Below are 26,306 nucleotides of genomic sequence, written 5' to 3'. Positions count from 1 at the left end.
ATCCTTTTTGCCATGATCCGCGACACTTCTCACCAGGACACCGTCATCGCCGCGCCGCGCGGCCAGGCCCTGCGCCGGCGCCTGTTGCTGGCCGCTGGCGCCGTCGCCGTGGCGGCCGCCTTCGCCGCCGCGTTCGGCAGCTGGCGCGGCAGCGAGCATGCCGTCAGCGCCAGCCGGCTGCGCATCGCCGACGTGACGCGCGGCACGCTGATCCGCGATGCCGCCGTCAACGGCCGGATCGTCGCCGCGATCAGCCCCACGCTGTATTCGACGGCGCCGTCGTCGACCGTCACGCTGAAGGTGCGCGCCGGTGACACGGTCAAGCAGGGCGACGTGCTGGCCGTGCTGGAATCGCCCGACCTGACCGACGAACTGAAAAAGGAACAATCGAGCTACCAGGAACTGGCCGCCGAGGTGGCACGCCAGCGCATCCTGGCCCGCAAGCAGAAGCTGCTGGCGCAGCGCGACGCCGACACGGCCGAGATCGAGCGCCTGTCCGCCCAGCGCACGCTGGAGCGCTACGATGGCGTCGCCAACGAAGGCGTCGTCGCCAAGATCGACTACCAGAAGGCCAAGGACGCGCTGCGCGCCGCCGAGATCCGCGCGCGCCACGCGGGCCAGGCGTCGAACCTGGAGCAGGACGACGTGGAACTGGCGCTGAAGACCAAGACGGCGCAGCTGGAGCGGCAGAAGCTGACGCTGGCGAACGCCCAGCGCCGCGTCGACGAACTGACGGTGCGCGCACCCGTGAACGGTTTCATCGGCACGCTCAACGTCGCCAACCGCAGCGTGGTGCAGGCCAACACGCCGCTGATGACGCTCGTCGACCTGTCGGCCCTGGAAGTGGAGCTGGAAGTGCCCGAGACGTACGTCAACGACCTGGGCCTCGGCATGCGCGCCGAGATCACCGTCAACGGCGCCACCGCCACCGGCAAGCTGTCCGCACTGTCGCCGGAAGTCGTCAAGAACCAGGTGCTGGCGCGCGTGCGCTTCGACGGCCGCCAGCCCGATGGCCTGCGCCAGAGCCAGCGCGTGCAGGCGCGCCTGCTGATCGACGAGAAGCCCGGCGTGTTGCTGCTGCCGCGCGGACCGTTCGTCGAATCGGAGGGCGGCCGCTACGCCTACGTCGTGCAGGACGGCGTGGCCGTGCGCACGCCCGTGCGCCTGGGCGCCACCAGCGTCAATGCCGTCGAAATCGCCGGCGGCCTGAAACAAGGCGACAAGGTTGTCGTCGCCGGCACCGAAACGTTCGAGAACGCCGCGCGCGTCTCCATCAACCGCTGAATCCATCCATTCCCAGATCCCGAGGCCACCATGCTGCGCATGCAAAACCTGAGCAAAGTCTATCGCACCCACATGATCGAGACGCACGCGCTGCGCGGCTTCGAGATCCACGTGAGGCAGGGCGAATTCGTCACCGTGACGGGGCCCTCCGGCTCCGGCAAGACGAGCTTCCTGAACATCGCCGGCCTGCTCGAGGAGTTCACGGAAGGCGAATACATCCTGGACGGCGTCAATGTCCGCGGGATGGACGACAACGCGCGCTCGCGCCTTCGCAACGAAAAGCTGGGCTTCATCTTCCAGGGCTTCAACCTGATCCCGGACCTGTCCTTGTTCGACAATGTCGACGTGCCGCTGCGCTATCGCGGCTTCAACGCGGCCGAACGGCGCGAGCGCATCGAGGACGCGCTGGCGAAAGTGGGCCTGGCCTCGCGCATGAAGCACTTCCCCGCCGAGCTGTCCGGCGGCCAGCAGCAGCGCGTGGCGATCGCGCGTGCGCTGGCCGGTTCGCCCAAGCTGCTGCTGGCCGACGAACCGACCGGCAACCTCGATACGCAGATGGCGCGCGGCGTGATGGAGCTGCTCGAAGAGATCAACGCGCAAGGCACGACGATCCTGATGGTCACGCACGATCCGGAACTGGCGGCGCGCTCGCAGCGCAACGTGCACATCATCGACGGCCAGGTCTCGGACCTGGTCAAGAAGTCGCCCACGCTGGTTGCGTAAGGAGCCGCCATGTTCGCCTATTACTTCAAGCTGGGACTGCGCAACCTGCGCCGCAACCCGGCGCTGACGGCGCTGATGGTGCTGACCTTGGCCGTCGGCGTGGCGGCCAGCGTCAGCACGCTGACGATCCTGCACGTCATGTCCGGCAATCCGATGCCGCACAAGAGCGAGCGCCTGCTGGTCCCCGTCTTCAACAACGGCCCGCTGGAGGGCTACTCGCCCGGCGACGAGCCGAACGACCACCAGGTGACCTACCGCGACGCCATGAACCTCTTGGCCAGCGGTCCGGGCGAGCGGCGCACCGCGATGATGGGCGTGGGCGGCTCGCTGCAGCCGGAGCGCAAGGACCTGGCGCCGTTTGCCGTGGCCGGCGGCGGACCCACGCGGGACTTCTTTGCAATGTTCGAGATCCCGTTCCTGTATGGCCAGGCCTGGAGCGCGGCCGACGACAAGGCCGGCGCCGACGTGATCGTGCTGACGCGGGCCCTGTCCGAAAAGCTGTACGGCGACGTCAACCCGGTGGGGCGGCGCGTGCGCTTCGAGGGCTTCGACTTCCTGATCACGGGCGTGATCGACACGTGGAATCCGGTGCCGCGCTTCCACCGCATCGTCGGCATGGGGGCGTTCGACCGCGAGGACGAACTCTTCGTGCCGCTGGCCAGCGCCGTGCGACATGAATGGAACAACTACGGCAACACCAACTGCACGGGCAACGCGGGGCCCGGCTACCAGGCCTTCATCGACAGCGAGTGCACATGGCTGCAGTTCTGGTTCGAGCTGCGGTCGGCCGGCGAGCGCCCCGCCCTGCAGGACTGGCTGGACGGCTATGCGGCCGAGCAGCGCAAGCTGGGGCGCATGCCGCGCAAGGCGCCCAACGACCTGTACAACCTGACCGAATGGATGGAGCACCTGAAGGTGGTCGGCAACGACAACAAGCTGTCGGCCTGGCTGGCCTTTGGCTTCCTCCTGCTGTGCCTCGTCAATACGGTCGGGCTGCTGCTGGCGAAGTTCTCCGTCCGCGCCGCCGAGGTGGGCGTGCGCCGTGCGCTGGGCGCGTCGCGCCGCGAGATCTTCCACCAATTCCTGACGGAGACGGCCGTGATCGGCCTGGCCGGCGGCGCGCTGGGACTGCTGCTGGCACTGGGCGCGCTGGCGCTGATCGCGCTGCAGTCCAAGCAGCTGGCGCTGGTGGCGCGGATGGACTGGACCATGCTGGCGGTGACGTTCCTGCTGGCGGTAGCCGCCGCCTTGCTGGCGGGCCTGCTGCCGACGTGGCGCGCCTGCCAGGTGACGCCGGCCCTGCAACTGAAATCGCAATAAACTCACCGGAGAGCGATCATGGAAATCCGTCCCATCCTGTCCGCGCTGTTGCGCAGCAAGACCGGCCCGATCCTCGTGGCCGTGCAGGTCGCGCTCAGTCTCGCGATCCTGGCCAACGCGCTGCATATCGTCAGCGAACGGCAAGCCGTGGCGGCGCGCCCGTCCGGCGTCGTCGCCGAGGAAGACATCTTCTACCTGCAGGTGAGCGAACTGAAAAACCAGCCCACGTTCAACGACATGGTGGCCAGCCAGGCGCGCCAGCGCGACGTGCTGCGCGCCGTCCCGGGCGTGCAGTCTGTAGCCCAGACCAACCAGGCGCCGCTGTCCCGCTCGGGCAACAACACGGGCATCTCGGCCAGCCCGGACCAGCTGAAGATCACGACAGGCGCCGCGTTCTACGTGTCGCCCGATTCGCTGGTCAAGACGTGGGGCCTGAAGCTCACGGAAGGGCGCGACTTCCTGCCGACCGAGGTGGCCGACCTGGACATGAACAAGGACGACTACCAGGTCGACGTCGTGATCGTCACGCAGGCGCTGGCGCACAAGCTGTGGCCGGACGCCACGACCTACGTCGGCAAGACCCTGTACTTCGGCACCGGCAAGGATGCGGAACCGGCCCGCATCGTCGGCGTCGTCGAACGGTTGCAGTCGACCGGAGCCGAAGTGGGCGAGCGGGCCGAGATGTCGATCGTCCAGCCGATCCGGCGCATCAGCAAGCCGCGCGCGATGTACACCGTACGAGCGGAGCCGGGGCAACGGGAACGCGTCATCAAGGAAGCCGAGGAGGCGCTGCGCAAGGACGCGGGCAACCGCGTCATCATTCGCGCACTGACGTTCGAGAAGGACCGGCTCGAACGCTACCGCGCCGACCGTGGGCTGGCGTGGATGCTGGTGACGGTCAGCGTGCTGCTGATGCTGGTCACGGCCAGCGGCATCGTCGGCATGGCCAGCCTGTGGGTGACGCAGCGGCGCAAGCAGATCGGCGTGCGCCGTGCGCTCGGGGCGCGGCGCATCGACATCCTGCGCTACTTCGTCGTGGAGAACGTGATGATCACCAGCGCAGGCGTCGCGGTCGGGCTGCTGGGCGCCCTGGCGCTGAACCACCTGCTGGTCTCGACGCTGGAGCTGGCGCGCCTGCCGGCCGGCTACCTGATCGGCGGCGCCCTCATCTTCCTGGCACTGGGCATCGCCGCCGTGTACGGCCCGGCATGGCGGGCCGCCAGCATCTCGCCGGCCACCGCCACCCGCGGCGTCGTGTGAGCGCAACGCGGCAACTGCCGGGCTCGTGTCCGGGTTGGGGTGTGACCCCATGGTGGACACGGGCCCTGCCGCTTGAGGTATGCTGACGGCCATGCCCACTGTACTCATCATCGACGACAACGCCGCCATCGCGATGGCGCTGGAAGTGCTGTTCTCGCTGCACGACATCGAGACGCTGCGCGCCGCGTCGCCGGAGGAAGGGCTGGCCGCACTGGACCGCGCTGGCGCCGCCATCGACCTGGTGATCCAGGACATGAACTTCACGGCCGACACCACGTCCGGCGAGGAAGGCGTGGCGCTGTTCCGGGCGATCCGCAAGCGCCACCCGGACTTGCCCGTGATCCTGCTGACGGCATGGACGCACCTCGACGCAGCCGTGGACCTGATCAAGGCCGGTGCGGCCGATTACCTGGCCAAGCCGTGGGACGACCAGCGCCTGATCGCCACCGTCAAGAACCTGCTGGAACTGGGCCAGGCCAACCGCGTGCTGCGCCAGCGCCTGCAGGGCGAACTGCGCCAGCGGCGCGAGCTGGAACAGTACGACCTGCGCGGCATGGTATGGCAGGACCCCGCCACGGAACGCGTCATCCACCTGGCCTGCCAGGTGGCGCGGGCCGACGTGCCCGTGCTGATCAGCGGGCCGAACGGCACCGGCAAGGAACGCATCGCCGAGATCATCCAGGCCAACTCGCCCGTGCGCGACGGCCCGTTCGTCGTGCTCAATTGCGGCGCGCTGCCGGCCGAGCTGATCGAAGCGGAACTGTTCGGCGCCGACGCGGGCGCCTACACGGGCGCCTCGAAGGCGCGCGAAGGCAAGTTCGAGGCGGCCGACGGCGGCACGCTGTTCCTCGACGAGATCGGCAACCTGCCGCTGGCCGGCCAGATGAAACTGCTGCGGGTACTGGAGACGGGGCGCTTCGAGCGGCTCGGGTCGAACCGCGAGCGGCAGGTGCAGGTGCGCGTCGTCAGCGCCACCAATGCCGACCTGCCCGCGATGATCCGCGCCGGCACGTTCCGCGAGGACCTGTACTACCGCCTCAACGTCATCGAACTGAAGCTGCCGCCGCTGGCGGGCCGGCCGGGCGACATCCTGCCGCTGGCGCGCCACTTCCTGAGCGGCGCCAAGACCTTGCGGGCGGACGCGGAAGCGGCCCTGCTCGCGCATCCCTGGCCCGGCAACGTGCGCGAACTGAAGAACGTCATGGCACGCGCGCGGCTGCTCGCCACTGGCCATGACATCGGCGTGGCCGACCTGGGCCTGCCGGCCGTCGCGCTGCCGCCTGGAGCCCCGGCGGAAGCGGAACCGGACCGCGATGCCATCAGCCAGGCGCTGGCGCGGGCCAACGGTATCGTCGCGCAGGCGGCCACCGACCTGGGCCTGTCGCGCCAGGCGCTGTACCGGCGCATGGAGCGGCTGGGCATCGGCCGGCCCTGATGACATCCGGCCTGCGGCTTTCGCTGCTGACGCGCTGGTCGGCGCTGGTCGGCACGCTGCTCACGCTGGGCATCGTCATCGCGCTGGCGCTGGAGTATTGGTTCCCGAATCGCCCGCTGCTGGTGCTGGGCGTCTGCCTGCTGTGCGTGGTGCCGCTCTCCATCATCACGATCCGTTCCCAACTGATGCCGATGCTGTCGCTGTTCCGCGCCCTGGCCGGCACCGTGACCAGCTACCGCGACGGCGATTTCTCGTTCAGCCTTTACTGGCCGCAGAACGACGAGCTGTGCGACCTGGTAGCCGCGCACAACGAACTGGGCGAAGTGCTGCGTGCCCAGCGCCTCGACCTCGTACAGCGCGAGCTGCTGCTCGATACGATGGTGCAGAACACGCCCGTCGCGATGCTGCTGGTGGCGGACAACGGCCCGGTCGTCTACGCCAATATCGCCGCGCGCCAGATGCTGGACGAGGGCCGCAAGCTGGAAGGCCAGCGCCTCGATGCACTGCTCGGCAAGGCCACGCCGGCGCTGGCCGATGCGGTGGCACGGGGCGGCGACGGCCTGTTTACCACCGGCGACGGCGAAGACGAGGATGTGTTCCACCTGGCGCGGCGCCGCTTCAACCTGAACGGGCGCCGCCACGAGCTGCTGCTGCTGCGCCAGCTGACCTCGGAGCTGCGCCGGCAGGAAGTGCAGACGTGGAAGAAAGTCATCCGCGTCATCAGTCATGAACTGAACAACTCGCTGGCGCCATTGACGTCGCTGGCCCACTCCGGCGCGGAGCTGGTGCGGCGCGGCCAGGTCGAGCGCCTGCCGCAGATCCTGGCCACCATCGAGGAGCGCACGCGTCACCTGGAGGGATTCATCCTCGGCTACGCCCGCTTCGCCAAGCTGCCGGCGCCGCGCCTGGAACCGCAGCGCTGGCAGGATTTCATTGCCAGACTGGCCGACCAGGTGCCGTTTCGTGTGCAGGGCGAACTGCCCGCCGAGCCTTGCGCCTTCGATGCGGCGCAGCTGGAACAGGCGCTGCTCAACCTGCTGAAGAACGCCCACGAGTCCGGTTCGCCGCCGGAGGCCGTGACGGTGGCCGTGCGGCGCGTGCAGGACGTGGTCCGCATCGACGTGCAGGACGCCGGACCGGGCATGAGCGATACCGTGCTGACCAATGCGCTGGTGCCGTTCTACTCGACCAAGCGCAGCGGCACGGGCCTGGGGCTGGCGCTGGCGCGCGAAATCGCCGAAGCGCATGGCGGGCGCATCACGCTGGCCAATCGCGCCGGCGGCGGCCTGGCCGTCACGCTGATCCTGCCGTCGGTTTACCTGACAGATTGACGGCGCTCAGCCCGCGCATCCTTAGCTTTTGCAAACGTCGGGGCGCGCCCTATCGTGAAGGTATGCGGACCGTGGGGGCCGCTTTTCACCGGGGACACAACCATGAAATTATCGACCATTGCACTGGCCGCGGCGCTGCTGGCCTGCACCGGCGCGCAGGCGGACGACATCACCGCCAACGTCAACCTGGCAGGGGACGCCTGGCCCAACCTGACGGGCGCCTTTGGTATCACTCACTACGAGGGCGGCACATTTCAGGACACCATCACGTTCTCGCCTACCTATGGCGAGTGGCTGGTGGATGCCAGCCTGATCACGATCGGCTTCAATGCCGATACCGACATCGACTTCACCTATGCGGCGATCAACGGGCATGCGATGTCGCTCAGCCCGACCGGCGTCTATGAGTTCGCCTACATGCTGCAGGAACCCATCCCGGGGCCATTGATCTTGACCGTGTACGGCACGGTCGATACCGCCAGTTGGGCGGCCTCGGCCAGCTATGCGGGCACGATCAATATCTCGCCGGTACCGGAACCGGCGACCTACGGCATGCTGATAGGCGGGCTGGGCATCCTGGCCTTCCTGGCGCGGCGACGTAGCTGAACATTTCCCACAGCAAAGGCAAGGGCGCTGCGGCGCCCTTTTCGTTGTGCATTTATATTTTTTTTGAAGACATGGTAATAAACGATTGACAACAACAGATAGCACAATGTATCTTAGCAACTCGATAACCAATTTGGCATTTGAGGAAATCTTAGTATGAAACTGCAATCGATCGTTCTGGCCGCACTCCTGAGCACCGCCTTCGGTGGCGCCATGGCTGAAAACTACACCTCCCCAGTCATCGCTTTGGTCGGCGACGATGCTGGCAGCTGGACCAAAGGTTTCGAAACCAACCACGTAGTCGGCGACTTCACCGACACGTGGACGTTCAAATACGGCGGCATTCCTGCTGAAGCTACCGGCTTCGTCAAGAACGTGCAGACCCGCGTCAACAACATCGACTTCTACAGCGCAACGCTGAACGGTGTGGCGCTGGACATCACCAACGGTGCTGTAAAATCCGAAGTTGAATTCTTCGGCCTGCCAGTCAACGGCACGCTGACCTTGGTCCTGACGGGCAAGGCCTTCGGCACCAACGCCAGCTACTCGGGCACGATGGACGTAACGTCGGCCGTTCCAGAGCCAACCACCTACGGCATGCTGATCGGCGGCCTGGGCGTAATGGCCTTCCTGGCACGTCGCCGCAAGCAAGCTTGATTGGCGCGCCGGTTCGCCGGTGCCCCATGAAAAAGAAGACGCCTCGGCGTCTTTTTTTACGTCCGCTGGTATTTACGTCCACTGGTAAACTGTCGCCCATGCCGAACCGACGTTTCGACCAACCCGGTCACCCTCCCGCCACCATCACCGAATACCAGGGCGTACGCTCGCTCCACCTGGGCACCTCCTGGGTACAGGGCGCCATGCGGCTGTCCAAGCCCGATGCCATCGAGCTCGAATACGTGCAGATGATGATGATGTGGCTGCTGTTCAACGACGACCCGCGCCAAATCGTCCAGCTCGGCCTGGGCAGCGCGGCGCTGACCAAGTTCTGCTACCACCGTTTCCCCCATGCCCGCGTCAGCGCGGCCGAACTCAATCCCAACGTCATCGCCATCTGCGAATCGCTGTTCGGCCTGCCGCCGAACGATGCGCGCCTAAACGTGCGCGAGATGAACGCGCTGGACTTCGTCAACGACCCTGCCAATCACGGCAAGGTGGACGTGCTGCAGGTCGACCTGTATGACGAAGAGGCCCGCGGCCCCGTGCTGGACACGCCCGAGTTCTACCGGGCCTGCGCCGACTGCCTGGGCGACGACGGCATCATGACGGCGAACGTCTTCGGCGACTTCAGCAACTACGACAAGAACCTGCAGCACATGGAATTGGCCTTCGATGCCGTCGTCTGGCTGCCGGAGGTCCACGACGCGAACATCGTCGTCATCGCCTTCAAGCGCGCACCGGTCCTCGATTTTTCCGTGCTGTACGAGCGCGCCGCGGCGATCCGCAAGCAGTACAACCTGCCCGCCAAGGCTTGGGTCAACGGCCTGAAATCCTGGATGCAGGATCAACAATAAAAGTGGCCGGCTACTCAGCCGTGGAAGTGTCGTAAAAATGCCGCGCCGGCGGGGTAAACCGGGCACCGGCAACCCCATGAGGCCGATTAGAGTACGGCACATTTGGCAATAAAGCACGCAAAATTTGCCAGGCGTACAAAGTACGCAACAGTATGCTTTTATCACCCTGTTCGCTCCCAGAACCGGCGGTTAGTATCGGTAAGCCCGGACACACGGTCCCGTCCGAAATTTCTGCGCCACCACCGCTTACACGAGAGAGAACGAGAGACATGAAGCAGACCATCCCAGCCTTCCGCCGTACCCTGCTGGCCGGCGCCGCCCTGCTGCTGGCGGCGCAGTCCCATGCCCAGACCGTCGATACCGCCACCGCGCCTGCCAGCGCCACGCCGGCGGCATCCGAACAGCAGACCGTGGTCGTGCTGGGTTCGCGCTCGGCCGCCAAGACGGCGCTCGATACGGCCGCGCCGGTTGGCCTGATCAACATGAAGGACATGCAGAACGCGGGCCCGCTGGAGCTGGGCAAGCTGCTGCAGACGCTGGACCCGTCGTTCAACTTCTCCTCGACATTCATCAGTGACGGTACCGACATCATCCGTCCCGCCACCCTGCGCTCGCTGGGCCCCGACCAGTTGCTGGTCCTGATCAACGGCAAACGCCGCCACCAGCAGGCGCTCGTCAACGTGCAGCAGACGGTGGGCCGCGGCTCGGCCGGTACCGACATCAACGCCATCCCGCTGTCGGCCATCCACCACATCGAAGTGCTGCGCGACGGCGCGGCGGCGCAGTACGGCTCGGACGCCATCGCCGGCGTCATCAACATCGTGCTGAAGTCGAACGTCAACGAGACCGCGCTGTCCGGCCAGCTGGGCACCACGTCCGAAGGCGACGGCGACAACTACTCCGGCAGCGTCAACCGCGGCTGGGCCCTGGGCACCGATGGCGGCTTCATCAACGTCTCGGCCGAAGGCCGCGTGCGCAAGGAAACCAACCGCGCCGGCCTCGACACGGCCCGCACCAACCCGCCGCGCGTGACGCAGCGCATCGGCGACAGCGACGCCAAGGACGCCTACCTGTGGCTGAACGCGGCCCTGCCCTTCGGCGGCAACGGCGGCGAATTCTACGCGTTTGGCGGTGCCTCCAAGCGCAAGGGCGACTCCTCCGGCTTCTTCCGTGCGGCCGACGATGCCCGCACGGTGCCGGAGATCAAAGGTTACGAGAACGGCTACCTGCCGAACATCCGCACGACGGTCAAGGATGCCTCGCTGGCGGTGGGCTTCCGCCGCGACCTGCCGAACGACTGGAAGGCCGACGTCAGCATCAACCACGGCCGCAGCGAACTGGCCTTCTCCGAAAAAAACACCGTCAACGTCAGCTACTGGTACGAGCCGAAGCCGGACGGCAGCGGTCCCTATAAAGAATCGCCTCTGGCAGCCGACACCGGCAAGCTGAAGTTCGACCAGACCACGTTCAACCTGGACTTCAAGGGCCCGCTGAACCTGGGCGGCGCCAACCTGTTCTTCGCCACCGGCTTCGAATGGCGCGAGGACAACTACCAGATCGTCGCCGGCGACCCGGTGTCGTACCAGTACGGCCGTACCAACAATCCGGACATCGACATCTTCGACCGCTTCGGCGGCATCGCGGCCTCGGGCACGCAGGGCTTCCCGGGCTACACGCCGTCGACCGAAGTGGACGACGGCCGCCACAACATCGCCCTGTACGGCGACCTCGAATACCGCCCGACACCCGAGCTGCTGCTGGCCGGCGCCGTGCGCTACGAAAAATACTCCGACTTCGGCAACACGACGACGGGCAAGATCACGGCGCGCTGGGATCCGTCCAAGCAGGTCGGCGTGCGCGGCAGCTACTCCTCCGGCTTCCGCGCCCCGGGCGTGCAGCAGGCCTTCTACAGCTCCGTGTCGACCAACCTGAACGCCGACGGCGTCTTGACCGAGACGCTGACGGCACGCCAGAACAGCGCCGTCACGCGCGCGCTGGGCATCGCGCCCCTGAAAGAGGAAACGTCGCGCAACGCCAGCGTGGGTATCGTGCTGCGTCCCATGCAGAACTTCTCGTTCACGGCCGACGTCTACCAGATCAAGATCAAGGACCGCATCGTCTTCTCCAGCAATATCTCGGAAGAGATCAACGGTGCCGCGGTCGGCGCCATCCTGGATCCGCTGAAGGTGGGCCAGGCGCAGTTCTTCACCAACGCCGTCGATACGACGACCCGCGGCCTGGACATCGTCACCGACTACAAGATGCCGCTGCCGGGCGCCACGCTGACGCTGTCCGCGCAGCTGGGCTTCAACAAGACCGAAGTGACGGGCCGCCATTCGACGTCGTCGATCCTGTCGGGCGAGGAGCTGTTCGACGCCTCGCAGGTCACGCTGATCGAGCGCGGCCAGCCGCGCCGCCACCACGTGCTGGCCGCCGACTACACGCGCGGCCCGTGGAACGTCAACGCCCGCGCCAACTACTACGGCGAGGTGCAGGGCCAGGGCTTCACGCCCGGCTTCATCCAGACGTGGGACGCCAAGTGGATCGCCGACCTGACCTTGCGCTACAACTTCACGAAGAAGCTGAGCATCGCCGGCGGCATCAACAACGTGTTCGACACCTACCCGACCGAATGGGACAAGACGCGCGCGGCACCGTTCCCGCAACTGGGCTTCACGCACTGCTGGGAAACCTGCCCCTTCGGCATCAACGGCCGGTCGATGTACGTGCGCGCCGATTACGCGTTCTGACGTGATCCCCGCGGCATAACAACACCGGGGACAGGCACCTTCAGGTGCCTGTCCCCTGGGGTTTCCTGGCCCCTTGCGTCTTGTTTGCCTCATAAGCGGCCAGGTAGATCACCGCCGCCAGCCGCTTGACCAGCTCCTCCATCCGCTCCGCCGGCACTTGCGCGTAGCCGAGCATCAGCCCATTGAACGCCGTCGTGCCCTGCACCGCATGCGTCGACAGGGCGTTCACCACGATGCCCTCGGCGCGTGCCCGCTCGACCACCGCCACGTCCGACAACCCCGCTTCCGTGAAGCGCAGCGACAGGTGCATGCCGGCCGACGCGCCATCGACGACGGCGATGCGGCCCAGGTGGCGCTGCAACGCTGCCACCAGCGCATCGCGCCGCTGCTTGTACAGCCGGCGCATGCGACGCAGGTGCAGTGCGAACTGCCCGCTCGTCAGGAACTCCGCCAGCGCCAGCTGCTCGGCCACGCGGCCCGTGGCGGCGGACTGCGCGCGCATCGTGGCCAGCTGCGGCGCCAGCTCGGGCGGCACGACCAGGAAGCCGATGCGCAGGCCCGGAAACATGGTCTTGCTGAAGGTACCGCAGTACAGCACGGGCGCATCCGGCGCCAGGCCCTGCATGGCGGCCAGCGGCGGGCCGTCGTGGCGGAACTCGCTGTCGTAGTCGTCCTCCACGATCAGGGCGCCGCACGCGCGCGCGCCGTCGATCAGCGCCATGCGCCGCGCCAGCGACAGCACGGTGCCGACCGGGTACTGGTGCGACGGCGTGGCATAGACCAGGCGCGGCGTACGCGTGCGCCAGTCGTGCGCCGTCGGCGCCATGCCCTCGTCGTCGACGTCGATGCCCTCGATGACGAGGCCCGCGCCGCGGAACGCGGCCAGCGCGCCGCCGTAACCCGGGTTCTCGATCCACACCGTCTCGCCGGCGTCGGCGCATGCATGCGCGCACAGATCGAGGCTGCTCTGGCTGCCGTCCGTGATGAATACCTGCGCCGTCTCGCAGACAACGCCGCGCGAGGCGCGCAGGTGGTCGGAGATGGCTGCGCGCAGCGCCGGCACCCCGGCCGGGTCGCTGTAGTTCAGCTGTGCCGGCGTCAGGTTGCGCCAGGCGCGGTCCAGCAGGCGGCGCCACAGCGCCAGCGGGAAGCTGGCCAGGTCGGGCACGCCGGGCACGAACGGCAGGCCGTCGCTGGCACTGTTGCTGACGTGGCGCAGGTCGCGCGCCCGCCGCGACAGGCCCGCCTGTGGCACCGGCGCCGTCTTGCGCCGGCCCGATACCGGGGCCAGCGGCGCCAGCGACGCCACCACGGTGCCGCGCCGGTCCGGCACGACGAAGCCTTCGCTGGCCAGCTGCTCGTACGCGTACAGCACCGTGTTGCGCGCCATGCTGAGCTCGGCCGCCAGCGTGCGCGTGGCCACCAGCCGCGTGCCCGCTGCCAGCGTGCCGTCGCGGATGGCCCAGCGCAGGCATTCGTGCAGCAACCGCTGGCGCGGCCAGGTGGGATGACCGTGCTCGCGGTCGAAGCTTGACAACAGCAGGGCGTAATCCATCCGTGGCTCCATCGAATTTGGCGCCCCTGGACCTGTCGCAGGGGCCAACGCAGCCATTATATTGCGGGCTCAACCAACCGAATGGAGATCATGAACAAGCCTTCCGCCCCCACGCCCCGCACGCAGGTCAAGCGCGTCGCCGAGTATGCGTCCTACGACACCGCCTTGCTGCACGCCATTGTCGACAGCGCTTACGTCTGCCATATCGCCTTTGGCGACGCCAACGGCAGCCACTGCATTCCCACCGCCTGCTGGCGTATCGGCGACTACCTGTACATCCATGGCTCGAACGGCAGCCGCATGCTGAAGCGCCTGCAGGAACAGGAATGCTGCGTGACGATCACGCACGTGGACGGCCTGGTGCTGGCCCGCGCGGCGTTCAACCACTCGATGAACTACCGCTCGGCCATGATCTACGGCCGCTTCGAGGCGGTCGATGACGCGCATAAACGGGTGGCGATGGAAGCGTTCATGGAGCACATCGTGCCGGGCCGGCAGGTGGAAGTCCGCGCCGGCAACGACAAGGAGTACAACGCCACCACGGTGATGCGCATCGCGCTGGCGGAGGCGGCCTGCAAGACCCGCACGGGGCCGCCGAAGGACGAGGATGAGGATCTCGGCATCGCCGTCTGGACGGGCGTGCTGCCGCTGGTGACGACGCGGCGCGCGCCGGTGGTCGAGGAAGGCTGTACGCTGGCGGCACCGGATTACGTAAAGGCCTGGGTCGGCTGAGGCAACCCGTGGGGACAGGCACCGCCAAGTCAAGGCTTATCGGTCGGCGAGCCGCTGGCTTATCCTTCGACCCAGGACCAGGAACCGGGGTCGGACCCGGCGGGTCCGACCCCGGCCCTCCGCCGTAGGGGTGGCTTACGGTCTTAACTTGGCGGCATTGGTGCCTGTCCCTGGTGCTTGGTATCAGCGCCTCAGCGGCGCTCGCGCCACCACAGTCCCAGCAACGAACCCGCCAGCAGCAGCGCGAACGGCCATGCCGGCCAGGCAGCCGTCGCTGCCCCGGTACGCACGGCGCCGGGCAGCGCGCGGGCGGCATAGCGCTGCGTGGCCTCGTGGCGCAGTGCGCGCTGCCACGCCGGCCAGTCGGTGGCGGCATACACAAAGGTATCGACGGTCTCCTTGCCCGCGCGCGCGGCGATCCAGCCGGGCTGGCGCGGCCAGAACGCGGCGCAGACCGCCCCGCCCCGGTCGGCGCGTGCCTGCCACGTCAGCGTGCCGTGCCCGTCCACCGTCAACGCACTGCCCGGCCGCACCCCATGGGCGCACAGTTCCGTGCGCAGGCCGGGAAGCGGCAGCGGGTCCGGCTGCACCCAGCCGATTTGCGTGGGGCTGCCGCGCGTGGCCAGATCGAGCACCTCCTGCCACCACAGCGCCACGCCGGCCGGCGCCGTGATCGCGTGGCGGTGCCAGCCGGCGACATCCAGCCAGGCGACGCGGCCCTGCCGCCATGGCCGCTGCCAGGCCCAGGGTTTGCCGGCCCGGTCGGCGGCCAGCACCGTCCAGTCGGCGCTGGCAACGGGATGCCATGCCGCGGGCGCCAGCGCCAGCACCGTATCGCCCGCCATCACGTGGCGCGTATCTTCCTGTTCCGTCGTCGCCGACTGCTCCACCAGGCGCAGCGCCAGCGCCTCGCGCCAAACGGCCGGCGTGGCGGCATTGCCTCCCAGGACGAGCAGCGGCATGCCTTGTGCCACCTGGGCCAGCAGCGCGGCGCGCCCGGCGCCGCCTTGCTGCTCGAACCAGGCGGCATCGATGACGGCGGCGTTGGCGGGGGCCGTCATCGATGCCGCGCCTTCGCTGCGGGTGACGGCCTTGCCCAGCACCGTCCGCCAGTCGAGCTGCGCGCCGCTGGCGGCCAGCAACTCATTCAGCACGCGCGTGTCGAACGATGCGCTGCCGAAGCGGCCCAGCACGTGCAGCGGCACTGAAGGCACGACCGTCAAGGGAACGGGGCCTTCGTGCAGCGTCTTGCCGGCGCCGTCCAGCAGCCTGGCACGCAGTACCATCCGCTCGGCCAGCGGTGGCAGCCATTGCACCGTCAATTGCGGGCCTTCGCCTTTCGTCTCGTGCAGCACGGCGCCATTCTCCGCCAGCAGCTGCAGGCGCCAGGGTCCAGGGGCGGCACTACGCCGCGCCGTCAGGGCGAACGCCCGGCCCAGCGCCACGGTGCGGGGAAAGTCCAGCCACAGGAGCTCATCGCGCGGCGCCTGCCAGGCCAGCGGCCGCGCCGGCAGGTCGCGCCACTGCGCCTCGAACAGGCCGTGGCCCGCCACGGCGATGCCGCGCGCCCGGACCACGTCCGCGGCGACCGTGTCGTCCGTGACCGTGAGGACGTCGACATCGGGCGTGGCCGCGGATGGCAGCGTCAGCAACCCGGCCAGCGCGCAGCCGGCCGTCGTTGCCAATGCCGCGTCGAGCCAGCGGCGCCGGCGCAAGTACAAGGCGGCGCTGGCGGCGCCGGTAGCAATGGCGGCAATGGCGAGCGGCGTCATGGCCGCCCTCCCGCCGCGTGCCAGGCACGGCTGAACGCCGTTTCGGCCTCGGGCCGCGCCTGCAGGACCGGGGTCGCCGGCAACGTCGCACGCAGCCACGCGCGCAGCGTGCCGCGGCACGGCATGCAGCCATCGGCAACGTCCTGTACGGCGCGCTGCGCCGCCAGCCGTTGTTCGTCCGCCGGCAGGCTTGCCAGCACTTCCAGTGCACCCTTGCTCCAGCGGGCCGGCAGCGCGCCGTCGCCGGACAACGCCTGCGCCAGTGCACGCACGTCGGCCGGGCCGGTATCGGCCAGGGAATCCCGCGCCTGCGCGCGCCGGTAGCTGGCCGCGCCCGCCGCGTCGCCGCTCAGGCGCTTGTCCTCCTTGATCGCCGGTGGTTCGAAAGCGGCGCGGTGCAGGTAGACGCGTTCGGCCTGCTGCAGTTCCTTGATCGCGGCCAGCGCCTTGTACTCAGGTGGCAGCGCCGTCGCCGGGGCGATGGCGCGCAGCGCCTTCTCGGCATCCCACATGGCCGCCAGGGCGCGCCGCAGCACGGCCTTGGTCTGTGGGTCGAAGATCGTCGCGTTGTCTTCCATGTCGTGGGCGTGGCCGAACTGCGCGGCCAGGTTCGTGTTCGCGCTCATCGGCTTGCCGGTTTCTTCCTCATGCTCGTCATGGCCCTCGTGCCCGGCGTGGGCTTCGCCATGTTCCTCGTGCTCGTCGCCGAACAACGTCGATTCCTCGCCCAGGAACTGGCCGTAGCGGCGGCGCAGTTGCGCCTGGTCGGCCGCGATGCCTTCGCTACGCTCGCGTACGACGACGGCTGGCAGTTTGCGACGCATGTCCGCCACCAGCTGCTCCGTGTCGATGATGATCTGGCGCTGGCTGCGCAGGTTTTCCGGTTTCACCATGCTGGGCAGCGCCGACGACTCCACCGCCTCGGCCTCCGGTCCCGGCAGGCGCAGCGTGTGGGTGGGCGACTGCACCGTGTGCGGATGCTCAGGGTCGTTGTCGGTGGCGCGCACGAAGAAGTACAGTTCGTCGCCCGGCTCCATGCCCAGCTCCGCCAGCGTCCAGTCCTTCTGCCAGTCGCGCCGCTTCGGGTCGCGCCCCTGGGGCAGCGGCATCTCGCGGTCGCTGAAGCGGATGTTCTCGCCGCTGCCGCGCGCCAGCGTCAGGTGCAAGGTGGCGCGGGCGATACCGTGATCGTCGCGCGCCGCCACCGCGATGCGCACCGCGGCCGTGCCGGGTGCCAGCAGCTGCACCGCTTCCACGGGAGCGGCCACGGTCGCCGTGGGGGGCTGGTCCGCCGTGACGCGGATGTCGTGGCGCACGCTGCCGCTGCGCCACGACACCGTCTCCAAAGCCCGCCACGAGGCGCAGCCGCCCGCCGCGACCGGCAGCTCGGTGCCGTCGCCCAGTTCGATGCGCGCGGCGCCGGTGGCGCACCAGTCCACGCTGCTGTAGCGCGGCACCTGCAAATCGCGCGGGGCGGTTTGGTACGGCTGCGCCCCTGTGTACGCCGGTGGCGTTACCTTGAGGGTGAACGTGGCCGCGGCGGGTGGCGCCGTGCGTGCCGGCAGGGGTCCTGGCGATACCTGCCCATGGCGCGCAACCGGCACGAGCCACAGCGCGGCCGCAGCCAGCGCTGTCAGTGCCAGCGGCAGCCAGTCGCGCTGCGATTTCGACCGCGCGATGGCGTCGAACTGCACGGGCCCCACCGCAGCTGCCAACCGCGCGGCCAGGCGGGCCTGCTGCAGGCGCGCCAGCGGCGATACCGGCGCCGTCGCCAGCAACCGGCTGCTGTCCTCCAGCGCCGGTACCGCATCGTCCAGCCACTGCGGCCATTGCGCGGCCGTGCGGCGGCGCCAGCGGCGCGCATCCCATGCGGCCCAGCCGACGGCGGCGGCCAGCAGGGCCGTACCGCCCGGCCAGGACGCGGGCAATGCGGCCAGCGCCGGCACTGTCGGGGCCAGCCACCATGGCAGTCGACGCCGCACGACGGCGCGCCACAGCCCACGCTCGATGGCGCCGCCCAGGTCAGCTTCGCCGTGCATGGGTCAGCAACCGTTCAAGCAGGAACAGCCCGGCGAGCAGCCAGGGCCACCAGGCCGCACGCGCGCCGCCGGGCACCGGTACGGAACGTGCCGGGGCGAGCGCCGCCGCCGGCAGTGGATACGGCACCGGCGTGGCCGCCAGCGCCTGCCAGGCTCCGTGCAATGCCGCCGCCTGGGCTGCGCCCGCGGGCGGCCAGGGCATGCCGGTCCAGACGCGCCCCTGCGCCGTATCGGCATAGCCCAGTTGCAGGCCGGCTGCCGGCACGCGCTGGCCGGCCACGGGACCGCCGCGCCACCAGTGCGCGCCACGCCAGGCCGCCGGCGGTTGGCCGGCCTGGTCCCACACGACCAGCGCCGTCCGGTCATCCGGCACGGCGGCGAGCTCATAGCGTTCGCCGGCGGCACCGAAGGCAGCGAACAATGCCTGCCAGCGGGCCAGCCGTTCAGGAGGCGCCGCCACGACGACGCGATGTACCGCTCGCGGCATCGGTGCGGCCGGCGCCAGCCGTACCGTGACGGCATGGCCGAAGCGTGGTGGCCGTGCCGGCATCGGCATGTCGCTTGCGGGTGCCAGCACGAGGATGCGGGCGTCCGCGCGCCATTCGTGTTCGTTGTCGCGCAACCAGTCCAGCGGGGCTCCGGCCGGCTGCAGCCGCGTCGCCTCCGCCATGCCGGCCGCCGCCACCTCGCGCTCGACCCAGTCGGCGGCCAGGCCCGGCGCCACCAGCACGGCGTCGCCGCGCCAGGGGAACACGGTAACGGCCAGCCAGGCGATCAGGGCCAGCAGCAGGGCCAGGCGCGCGAGCAGCAACAGGATCCCGGTCCAGCGCCAGATGCGGCGCTGCTGCGGCGCGGACGACGGCAGGAACCGGGCCGTCGCCAGCAGTTCGGCCGCCGTGCGCTGTCGCTTCTGCCGATGCCACCACAGCGGCAGCAGCAACACCGGCAGCGCGGCCCACCACCAGGGCTGCAGGCTCGTCATCGGCGCGCTCCCCGGCCCGCGGGCGGGCGCAGCCAGCCCCGCAGCACCGCTTCCAGCGGCTCTTCGATGCGCGCCTGCGCCAGCACGATGTCGTGCTGGCGGCAGTGGGCCGCGACACCGTCGAAATGCTGGAAGACCCGCTCGCGGTACGCTTCGCGATCCGTCGGCAGCAAGCGGTGCAGCGCGGTAGCGGCGAGCGCTTCCCGTTCGCGATAGGCCACGCCGGACGGAAAACTGCCATCCACCTCGGCCTGCGTGCGCAGCGCCAGCAGCCTGACGTCATGGCGCAGGTGGCGCAGCCGCTGCAGCGCTTCGGACAGCGGCGACGGCCAGTCCAGGCAGTCGCTGGCCGCGAACACGACGGCCGGCGCGGCGGCGATGCGCAGCGCCGTCCTCATTCCTTCCTCTGCCGGCAAACTGCCGCTGGCGGACGTGCGCGCCAGCGCTGCCAGCACCCGCTGCAACTGGCGCGGCCCACGCGATGCCGGCGTCACTTCCGCCCGGCCATCGCCACAGACGACCAGGCCGAACGCATCGCCCTGGCGCTGGGCGATGGCCGCCACGCAGGCCAGCGCTGTGCGGGCGTACCACAGCTTGTCGAGGCCCTGGATGGCGTAACTGGGTTCGGCCATCGACGCGCTGGCATCGAGCCACAGCCAGGCCGCGACGTGGCTGTCGCGCTCCGCCTCGCGCACGTAATAGCGGTCGGCCCGCGCCAGCAGCTTCCAGTCGACGCGGCGCCACTCGTCGCCGGGCGCATAGGCGCGGTATTCGGAGAACTCGACCCCGGCCCCGCGCTCGCGGCCCGCATGGATGCCATGGCCGAGCCCTGCCAGCACGTGGCGGATCACGAGATCGAGTTTGGCGGCATGCGCCAGCAGCGCGGGCGTGGACAACATCGCAGCTTATGCGGGCTTGATCTGGTCCAGCAGGTGCGCCAGGATGTCGGCCATCGCGATACCGTCCGCCTCCGCCTCGAAGTTGCGCAGCACGCGGTGCGCCAGCACGGGCAGCAGCAGCGCGCCGATGTCCTCGCGCGTGACGGCCAGGCGGCCATGCATCAGCGCGCGCGCCTTCGACGCCAGCACCAGCGCCTGGCCGGCACGCGGACCGGCGCCCCAGCCGACGTGCTTCTTCACCGCGTCCACCAGCGTTTCCCGCGGCCGCGTCGCGCGTACCAGGCGGGTGGCGTAGCGCACCAGGTGCTCGCCGATTTCGATATCGCGTACCAGCGCCTGCAGGCGCAGCAGCGCGGCCACGTCCATGGCCGCCGGCGCATCATGCAGCGCGCCATGCGTGGTGGTGGAGACCATCGCGATCTCCTCGTCCTCGCTGGGGTAGCCCACGTCGATGCGCAGCAGGAAGCGGTCCAGCTGCGCTTCCGGCAGCGGGTACGTGCCGGCCTGCTCGATCGGGTTCTGGGTGGCCAGCACGAAAAACGGCCTCGGCAGCCGGTGCGTCTGGCCGGCGAACGTGACGGCGCGTTCCTGCATCGCCTCCAGCAGCGCCGACTGGGTCTTCGGCGGCGCGCGGTTGATCTCGTCCGCCAGCAGTACCTGCGTGAACACGGGCCCCTGCTGGAAGCGGAATTCGCGCTTGCGCGTGGCCGTGTCCTCCTCCAGGATCTCGGTGCCGACGATATCGGACGGCATCAGGTCCGGCGTGAACTGCACGCGGCGGAACTGCATGTCGGTGGCCTGCGCCAGCGATTTCACCAGCAGCGTCTTGCCCAGTCCCGGCACGCCTTCGACCAGCGCGTGGCCGCCGGCCAGCAGGCAGATGATCAGCGACTCGATGACGTCAGCCTGGCCGACGATGACCTGGCCCATGCTGGCACGCAGCGCCGCCACCTTGTCCGTCAGCGCCGCGATTTCCTGTTCGTTCCATTGCGTGTTCATGCCGCTTTCCGCCATGCCTTCAGGCTCCCAATGCGTATTGAATGATGTTGACCGCGAAGCGGGTGTTGTCGACCGCCAGCCAGCGCTTGTTGCGGAAGTCGTAATCCCATTCGCAACCGTAGTCCTTGTTGCTGTACAGGACACCGATGCGGCCCTTGACCTCGATGGCCTGCAGGTACTCGTGCACCAGGTCGTCGCCCCAGCCGTTCAGCTCCATGCCCGTGTTGGGCGGGCCGTCAAAGCGGAAGAAGCACGAGTACAGCGGATGCGTGTTGGGGATCTTGTGCAGCGCCCTGGCGCCGAAGATGCGCGCCATCTCCGCTTCGAACGACTTGGCGAACAGGCCGTCGATATCGTGGTTGCAGTCGTCCACGAAGACGAAGCCGCCGCCCTTGACGTAGCGCTCGAAGTTCTTCCGTTCCGCGGCCGTGAACTGCACCAGCTTGTGGCCGGCCAGGTAGCAGAACGGCGCCTCCAGCATCTTCGGATCCGACAGCGCGACGATCCGTTCGACCGTATCGACCTTCAGCGTCGTGTACTCGACGAGGGAATTGAGCACGTTGCTCGGCATGCGGATGTCGACGTCCCAGTCGCCCGACTCGTAGGTCAGGCGCGTGAAGTAGAAATCGTGGGCCGGCACGTGCGGTTCCTCAGACGGCGTCCGACAGCGACGTGAAGTTGAAGTCGCGCACGCGCATCGCCGGAATCATCATGCGGAAGCGCGAACCGGCGTCGCCGATCAGCATCGGCTTGCCCAGCTCGTCGATGTTGTTCAGCATGACCACGGGGCTCTCGTTGAAACGGAAGTTCTTGATCGGGTGCTTGACCTGCCCGTTCTCGATGTAGAACGTGCCGTCGCGCGTCAGGCCCGTCAGCAATACCGACTGCGGATCGACCATGCGGATATACCACGTGCGCGTGACGAGGATGCCCTTCTTCGTTTCCGCGATCAGCTGCTCGGTCGACTTGCTGCCGCCGGCCATGATGAGGTTGCCGTGATCCGCGCTGGCCTGCTTGCCCGTCTTCTGCGCCCAGTAGCGGTCGTAGTCGAGCGAGGCGACCTGGCCATTCCTGATCAGGTCCGTCTTCTGGCGCGCCATCATCGACTGCTGCTCCCACGGCAGCACGGGCGCGTTGGCATCCCACGGGTCGGCCCACACGTTGACCTTCCCGTCGAACAGGCGCTCGCCCAGCCGGTTGCCGCCGCCCTTCCTGGCCAGGAAGCTGCGGCCCTCGTCGGCCTGGCGCGCATCGAAGGCATTGAACATGAAGTTGAGCAGGTCGGACGAGGCGGACGGCTCCAGCACCACCGTGTAGCGGCCCGGCTCCAGCGCCTTCGCCTCGACCGAGCGCAGCGCCTTCTCGATGGCGATCTCGGAGGCGGCGCGCGCATCGAACTGTTTCGGGTCGTAGGCGGCGCGGTTGACCCAGCCGGAGCCGCGGCCGTCCTCCGTGCGCGTCGTCACCGTGAAGTTCAGGCTGGCCAGCTCCTGGTAGCCGAACACACCGTTGGAATTGGCGATGCATTCGAAGCCCGTGCTGTCGGCAAAGAAGCCGGCGGCCACGAGGCCCTTCTTGCGGGCCGCGTCGATGCTCTGGAACGCGACCTCGGCGCGGTACTCCGGCGTGAACGCCTTGGCATTCGGATGCATCGTGGCGGACGGGCGGAAGGCCTGCTTGGCCATGGCCGGCATGAACTCCGGGTTTTCCGGCGCGAGACGCGCCGTTTCCTCGGCACGGCGCACGGCCTTTTCCAGCGAGTTGTCATCGAACTCATTGACCTGCGCCGTGCCCTGGCGCTTGCCGAAGGCGACCGACACGGCCAGCTGCGTGTCCTCCACCAGCCCTGCCGTGGACACGCTGTTGCGCGCATAGCGCACATTGCCCTTGCGTGCGCCCGAGATCGTCACGCGGCATTCATCGGCTTTCGTCAGCGCCATCACCTTGTCGCTGATGCGCCTGGCCTCATCCTGGTTCAGTAGTTTCATGCTTGTCCTTTGCCGCTCAGGCGATCTTGCGCGCCGTGTTGATGACGTTGATGCCATTGAAGCGCGTCGTGCTCGACCCGTGCGACACGGCGCTGATCTGGCTCGGCTGGCCCTTGCCGTCGAAGAAGGAGCCGCCCATGCGCCAGTCGCGCTCGTCGCACATGGCCGTGCACGCGTTCCAGAACTCCTGCGTGTTGGCGTGGTACGCGACGTCGCCCAGCTGCTGGGTGACCTTGCCATCCTTGATCTCGTAGAACAGCTGGCCGCCGAACTGGAAGTTGTAGCGCTGCTGGTCGATCGAATACGAGCCGCGGCCCAGGATGTAGATGCCTTTCTTGACGTCTTTCACCAGTTCGTCCGGCGTCAGCTTCTTCGTCCCGGCCGCCAACGACACGTTCGGCATGCGCTGGAACTGCACGCTGCTCCAGCTGTCGGCAAACGAGCAACCATGGGACGCCTTCTCGCCGATGATGTGGGCCTGGTCGCGCGTGGCCTGGTAGTTCACCAGCACGCCGTCCTTGATGATGTCCCAGCGCTTGCCCGGTACGCCCTCGTCGTCGTAGCCCACCGCGCCCAGCGAGCCGGGCGTGGTGCGGTCCGCAACAAAGTTGACGATGTCCGAGCCGTACTTGAATTTCTTCGACTGCCATTTGTCCAGCGTGGCGAAGCTGGTGCCGGCGTAGTTGGCCTCGTAGCCCAGCACGCGGTCCAGCTCCGTGGCGTGGCCGACGGACTCGTGGATCGTCAGGAACAGGTGTTCAGGGGAGAGCACGAGGTCGTACTTGCCCGGCTCGACGCTTTTGGCCGTCAGCTTCTCGCGCGCCTGGCGGCCCGCCGCACGGGCATCCTCGACGATGTCGTAGGCGCCGTGGTAGAGCGTGGTGACACCGCCGGCGGCGCGCACCTTGTGGCGCGGCTGGGCATCGAAGAACTCGTAGCCCATGCCCGCCGGCGACGACAGGCCGTCGCGCGTGCGGAACTTGCCGCTGGCCTTGTCCACGGCCGTTGCCGTGAACGGCGACCAGAGGCGGTGGATGTCCTGGTCGATGTAGGAGCCGTCGGTCGACGCGAAGTACTTCTGCTGGTTGACCTGGAACAGCATCGACGTCATGAACGTGGCGCCCGTGCCCAGCGCGGCCTTGTTGGCGGCGATCAGCATCTCAGCCTTGTCCTTGACGGGCACCGTGCGCCAGTCCTTCGTGAACGGCGTCGCCCACGCGACCTCGCCGACACCCTTGACGGGTGCCAGCTGCACCGGCTCGCTCTGCAGGCGCGCATTGGCGCGGGCGATCGCCACCGCCTGGCGCGCCGCCTCCGCCACGGCGTCGGCCGTCATGACGTTGGTCGCCACGAAGCCATAGGCGCCGTTGGCGACGACGCGCACGCCCACGCCGGAGGACTCGGTGTTGACGATGTTCTCGACGTTGGTGTCGCGCGTCGTGATGAACTGGTTCAGGTAGCGGCCGATGCGCACGTCGCAGTACGACGCGCCGGCCTTGGTGGCCGCGTTCAGCGCGGCATCGGCCAGCGTCTTCTTGAACTGGACCGACAGGGGGTTGAGCAGCTCCTCGGCCGCGATGGCGTTGCCGAAGACCGGCACCAGCAGCGTGCCGCCGGCGGCGGCGCTGACTTTCAGAAAAGTACGACGTTCCACTTGTGCTCCTTGGGGACCGTCCCCGCAGGGGACTGTCCCCGAATTTTTGCGACACTCAACTTCGGGGTCAGTCCCCTGCGGGGACCGACCCCAGTGCATCTGGCGCCGACAGCTAGACCGCGTCCGACAACGACGTAAAGTTGAAATCCCTGACCCGCATCGCCGGGATCAGCAGCTGGAAGTCGCTCTCGTCTCCCGCCAGGATCTCCGGGCGTCCCAGCTCGTCGATATTGTTCAGCATCGTGACGGGGCTTTCGTTGAAGCGGAAGTTCTTGATCGGGTGCTTGATCTTGCCGTTCTCGATATAGAACGTGCCGTCGCGCGTCAGGCCCGTCAGCAGGACCGACTGCGGGTCGACCATGCGGATGTACCAGGTACGCGTGACCAGCACGCCCTTCTTCGTGTTGGCGATCAGCTCCGCGGTCGACTTGCTGCCGCCGGCCATGACAATATTGCCCGGCTGGCCCACGGCGCGTGCGCCCTGTTTCTTGGCCCAGAACGGCGAGTAGTTCAGCGCCGCGATCTTGCCGCCCTTGATCAGGTCCATCTTCTCGCGCGGCAGCATGGTCTGGCTGTCCCATGGCAGCACGGGCACGTCCGGATGCCATGGGTCGGCCCACACGTTGACCTGTTCGTCGAACAGCTTGTCGCCGAGCCGGTTGCCGCCGCCCTTTTTCGCCAGGAAGCTGCGGCCCTCGTCGGCGCTGCGCGCTTCGAAGCTGTTGAACATGTAGGCCATCAGGTCCGACGTTGCGGCCGGCTCCAGGATCACCGTGTAGCGGCCCGGCTCCAGCGCCTTGGCCTCGACCGAACGCAGGGCCTTCTCGATGGCGATGTCGGATGCCGCACGGGCATCGAACCTGCTCACGTCGCTGGCGTCGCGCCGTACCCAGCCCGAGCCGCGGCCATCTTCCGTGCGTACCGTGCACGTGAAGTCCACGCTGGTGCGCTGCTGGTGGCCGAACACGCCACGCGAGTTGGCGATCGTCTGGAACGCGCTTTCGTCGGTGAAGAAGCCCGCCGCCACCAGCTTGTTCTTGCGGCACGCCTCGATGCTGTAGGCCGCGACCTGGGCGCGGTACTCCGGATCGATCGCGTCCGTTTTCTCGCTGAACGTGGCCGAAGGCTTGAAGGCCACGCCGGCGGGCGTGGGCATGAACTCCGGGTTTTCCGGCGCCAGGCGTGCCAGGTCCTCGGCGCGCCGCACCGCCTTCTCCAGCGACTTGTCGTCGAATTCATTGACGGTGGCGGTGCCCTGCTTCTTGCCGAAGGCGACCGAGACGGACAGGCTGGTGTTCTCCACCAGGCCGGCCGTGGAGACGGCATTGCGGGCGTAGCGGATATTGCCGGTGCGCCCGCCGTTGATCGTGACCGTGCATTCGTCGGCCTTCGACAGCGACAGCACCTTGTCGGTAATGCGCTTGGTGTCTTCCTGGTTCAACTTCTTCATCTGCCTGTCCTCT

21 protein-coding genes are annotated in these 26,306 nt (G+C 68.2%); 11 read left to right on the top strand and 10 right to left on the bottom strand.

Annotated features, from left to right (window positions below):
* Positions 1-12: 12 nt before the first annotated feature.
* The 10 genes from PX653_RS24180 to PX653_RS24135 all read left to right on the top strand — a co-directional run bounded on the left by PX653_RS24180 (position 13) and on the right by PX653_RS24135 (position 12,223).
* A complete protein-coding gene (locus tag PX653_RS24180; protein WP_277415221.1) occupies positions 13-1,284 on the top strand; it encodes an efflux RND transporter periplasmic adaptor subunit in 1,272 nt (423 codons plus the stop codon).
* A 30-nt stretch (positions 1,285-1,314) separates the two neighbouring features.
* Entirely contained in the window at positions 1,315-2,007 is a 693-nt protein-coding gene (locus tag PX653_RS24175) for an ABC transporter ATP-binding protein (RefSeq protein ID WP_277415220.1), read from the top strand.
* 9 nt (positions 2,008-2,016) lie between these two features.
* A complete protein-coding gene (locus tag PX653_RS24170) occupies positions 2,017-3,327 on the top strand; it encodes an ABC transporter permease (RefSeq protein WP_277415219.1) in 1,311 nt (436 codons plus the stop codon).
* An 18-nt stretch (positions 3,328-3,345) separates the two neighbouring features.
* On the top strand, positions 3,346-4,587 hold the full coding sequence (locus PX653_RS24165) for an ABC transporter permease (protein ID WP_277415218.1): 1,242 nt from the start codon (positions 3,346-3,348) through the stop codon (positions 4,585-4,587).
* A 91-nt stretch (positions 4,588-4,678) separates the two neighbouring features.
* Entirely contained in the window at positions 4,679-6,022 is a 1,344-nt protein-coding gene (locus tag PX653_RS24160; RefSeq protein WP_277415217.1) for a sigma-54-dependent transcriptional regulator, read from the top strand.
* Positions 6,022-7,353, top strand: coding sequence for a sensor histidine kinase (locus PX653_RS24155; protein WP_277415216.1), 1,332 nt, complete (start codon positions 6,022-6,024; stop codon positions 7,351-7,353). Before PX653_RS24160 ends, PX653_RS24155 begins: the two co-directional genes overlap by 1 nt.
* A gap of 102 nt (positions 7,354-7,455) precedes the next feature.
* On the top strand, positions 7,456-7,959 hold the full coding sequence (locus PX653_RS24150; protein WP_277415215.1) for an FxDxF family PEP-CTERM protein: 504 nt from the start codon (positions 7,456-7,458) through the stop codon (positions 7,957-7,959).
* A gap of 156 nt (positions 7,960-8,115) precedes the next feature.
* Positions 8,116-8,616, top strand: coding sequence for an FxDxF family PEP-CTERM protein (locus PX653_RS24145; protein WP_277415214.1), 501 nt, complete (start codon positions 8,116-8,118; stop codon positions 8,614-8,616).
* Between the two features lie 98 nt (positions 8,617-8,714).
* Positions 8,715-9,473, top strand: a complete 759-nt coding sequence (locus PX653_RS24140) for a spermine/spermidine synthase domain-containing protein (RefSeq protein WP_277415213.1) — start codon at positions 8,715-8,717, stop codon at positions 9,471-9,473.
* Positions 9,474-9,742: 269 nt separating this feature from the next.
* Positions 9,743-12,223, top strand: coding sequence for a TonB-dependent receptor plug domain-containing protein (locus PX653_RS24135; RefSeq protein ID WP_277415212.1), 2,481 nt, complete (start codon positions 9,743-9,745; stop codon positions 12,221-12,223).
* Positions 12,224-12,263: 40 nt separating this feature from the next.
* On the opposite strand, the gene pdxR is transcribed toward PX653_RS24135, so the two are convergent.
* The gene (gene pdxR / locus PX653_RS24130; protein ID WP_277415211.1) at positions 12,264-13,778 is read right to left on the bottom strand and encodes a MocR-like pyridoxine biosynthesis transcription factor PdxR; all 1,515 of its coding nucleotides are present in this window, start codon (positions 13,776-13,778) and stop codon (positions 12,264-12,266) included.
* Between the two features lie 90 nt (positions 13,779-13,868).
* Between pdxR and PX653_RS24125 the strand changes: the two genes are divergently transcribed.
* Positions 13,869-14,510, top strand: a complete 642-nt coding sequence (locus tag PX653_RS24125; protein WP_277415210.1) for a pyridoxamine 5'-phosphate oxidase family protein — start codon at positions 13,869-13,871, stop codon at positions 14,508-14,510.
* A gap of 191 nt (positions 14,511-14,701) precedes the next feature.
* On the opposite strand, the gene PX653_RS24120 is transcribed toward PX653_RS24125, so the two are convergent.
* The 9 genes from PX653_RS24120 to PX653_RS24080 all read right to left on the bottom strand — a co-directional run bounded on the left by PX653_RS24120 (position 14,702) and on the right by PX653_RS24080 (position 26,293).
* On the bottom strand, positions 14,702-16,282 hold the full coding sequence (locus PX653_RS24120) for a hypothetical protein (protein WP_277415209.1): 1,581 nt from the start codon (positions 16,280-16,282) through the stop codon (positions 14,702-14,704).
* Positions 16,279-18,321, bottom strand: coding sequence for a hypothetical protein (locus PX653_RS24115; protein WP_277415208.1), 2,043 nt, complete (start codon positions 18,319-18,321; stop codon positions 16,279-16,281). Before PX653_RS24115 ends, PX653_RS24120 begins: the two co-directional genes overlap by 4 nt.
* Entirely contained in the window at positions 18,305-19,303 is a 999-nt protein-coding gene (locus tag PX653_RS24110; protein WP_277415207.1) for a hypothetical protein, read from the bottom strand. The genes PX653_RS24115 and PX653_RS24110 overlap by 17 nt, the downstream gene beginning before the upstream one ends.
* The gene (locus PX653_RS24105) at positions 19,300-20,202 is read right to left on the bottom strand and encodes a DUF58 domain-containing protein (protein ID WP_277415206.1); all 903 of its coding nucleotides are present in this window, start codon (positions 20,200-20,202) and stop codon (positions 19,300-19,302) included. Before PX653_RS24105 ends, PX653_RS24110 begins: the two co-directional genes overlap by 4 nt.
* Before the next feature lie 6 nt (positions 20,203-20,208).
* A complete protein-coding gene (locus tag PX653_RS24100) occupies positions 20,209-21,201 on the bottom strand; it encodes an AAA family ATPase (RefSeq protein ID WP_277415205.1) in 993 nt (330 codons plus the stop codon).
* Between the two features lie 19 nt (positions 21,202-21,220).
* Positions 21,221-21,841, bottom strand: a complete 621-nt coding sequence (locus PX653_RS24095) for a DUF4159 domain-containing protein (protein WP_277415204.1) — start codon at positions 21,839-21,841, stop codon at positions 21,221-21,223.
* Positions 21,842-21,851: 10 nt separating this feature from the next.
* Complete coding sequence (locus PX653_RS24090) at positions 21,852-23,189, bottom strand: TldD/PmbA family protein (RefSeq protein WP_277415203.1); 1,338 nt, start codon at positions 23,187-23,189, stop codon at positions 21,852-21,854.
* A gap of 16 nt (positions 23,190-23,205) precedes the next feature.
* Entirely contained in the window at positions 23,206-24,843 is a 1,638-nt protein-coding gene (locus PX653_RS24085) for a TldD/PmbA family protein (protein WP_277415202.1), read from the bottom strand.
* A gap of 112 nt (positions 24,844-24,955) precedes the next feature.
* Positions 24,956-26,293, bottom strand: coding sequence for a TldD/PmbA family protein (locus PX653_RS24080; RefSeq protein WP_277415201.1), 1,338 nt, complete (start codon positions 26,291-26,293; stop codon positions 24,956-24,958).
* Positions 26,294-26,306: the final 13 nt, after the last annotated feature.

This window comes from Pseudoduganella chitinolytica (genome assembly GCF_029028125.1).
Classification (GTDB): Bacteria; Pseudomonadota; Gammaproteobacteria; order Burkholderiales; family Burkholderiaceae_D; genus Rugamonas; species Rugamonas chitinolytica.
Note: the sequence above shows the minus strand (reverse complement) of the source record. Positions and strands in the feature narration are given on the sequence as shown.

Coding starts and splice junctions, on each gene's coding strand:
- PX653_RS24140 (WP_277415213.1), top strand. CDS start 8,715: ATGCCGAACCGACGTTTCGACCAACCCGGTCACCCTCCCGCCACCATC.
- pdxR (WP_277415211.1), bottom strand. CDS start 13,778: ATGGATTACGCCCTGCTGTTGTCAAGCTTCGACCGCGAGCACGGTCAT.
- PX653_RS24105 (WP_277415206.1), bottom strand. CDS start 20,202: ATGTTGTCCACGCCCGCGCTGCTGGCGCATGCCGCCAAACTCGATCTC.
- PX653_RS24115 (WP_277415208.1), bottom strand. CDS start 18,321: ATGCACGGCGAAGCTGACCTGGGCGGCGCCATCGAGCGTGGGCTGTGG.
- PX653_RS24120 (WP_277415209.1), bottom strand. CDS start 16,282: ATGACGCCGCTCGCCATTGCCGCCATTGCTACCGGCGCCGCCAGCGCC.
- PX653_RS24135 (WP_277415212.1), top strand. CDS start 9,743: ATGAAGCAGACCATCCCAGCCTTCCGCCGTACCCTGCTGGCCGGCGCC.
- PX653_RS24160 (WP_277415217.1), top strand. CDS start 4,679: ATGCCCACTGTACTCATCATCGACGACAACGCCGCCATCGCGATGGCG.
- PX653_RS24175 (WP_277415220.1), top strand. CDS start 1,315: ATGCTGCGCATGCAAAACCTGAGCAAAGTCTATCGCACCCACATGATC.
- PX653_RS24090 (WP_277415203.1), bottom strand. CDS start 23,189: ATGAAACTACTGAACCAGGATGAGGCCAGGCGCATCAGCGACAAGGTG.
- PX653_RS24125 (WP_277415210.1), top strand. CDS start 13,869: ATGAACAAGCCTTCCGCCCCCACGCCCCGCACGCAGGTCAAGCGCGTC.
- PX653_RS24155 (WP_277415216.1), top strand. CDS start 6,022: ATGACATCCGGCCTGCGGCTTTCGCTGCTGACGCGCTGGTCGGCGCTG.
- PX653_RS24110 (WP_277415207.1), bottom strand. CDS start 19,303: ATGACGAGCCTGCAGCCCTGGTGGTGGGCCGCGCTGCCGGTGTTGCTG.
- PX653_RS24080 (WP_277415201.1), bottom strand. CDS start 26,293: ATGAAGAAGTTGAACCAGGAAGACACCAAGCGCATTACCGACAAGGTG.
- PX653_RS24170 (WP_277415219.1), top strand. CDS start 2,017: ATGTTCGCCTATTACTTCAAGCTGGGACTGCGCAACCTGCGCCGCAAC.
- PX653_RS24150 (WP_277415215.1), top strand. CDS start 7,456: ATGAAATTATCGACCATTGCACTGGCCGCGGCGCTGCTGGCCTGCACC.
- PX653_RS24145 (WP_277415214.1), top strand. CDS start 8,116: ATGAAACTGCAATCGATCGTTCTGGCCGCACTCCTGAGCACCGCCTTC.
- PX653_RS24100 (WP_277415205.1), bottom strand. CDS start 21,201: ATGAACACGCAATGGAACGAACAGGAAATCGCGGCGCTGACGGACAAG.
- PX653_RS24165 (WP_277415218.1), top strand. CDS start 3,346: ATGGAAATCCGTCCCATCCTGTCCGCGCTGTTGCGCAGCAAGACCGGC.
- PX653_RS24180 (WP_277415221.1), top strand. CDS start 13: ATGATCCGCGACACTTCTCACCAGGACACCGTCATCGCCGCGCCGCGC.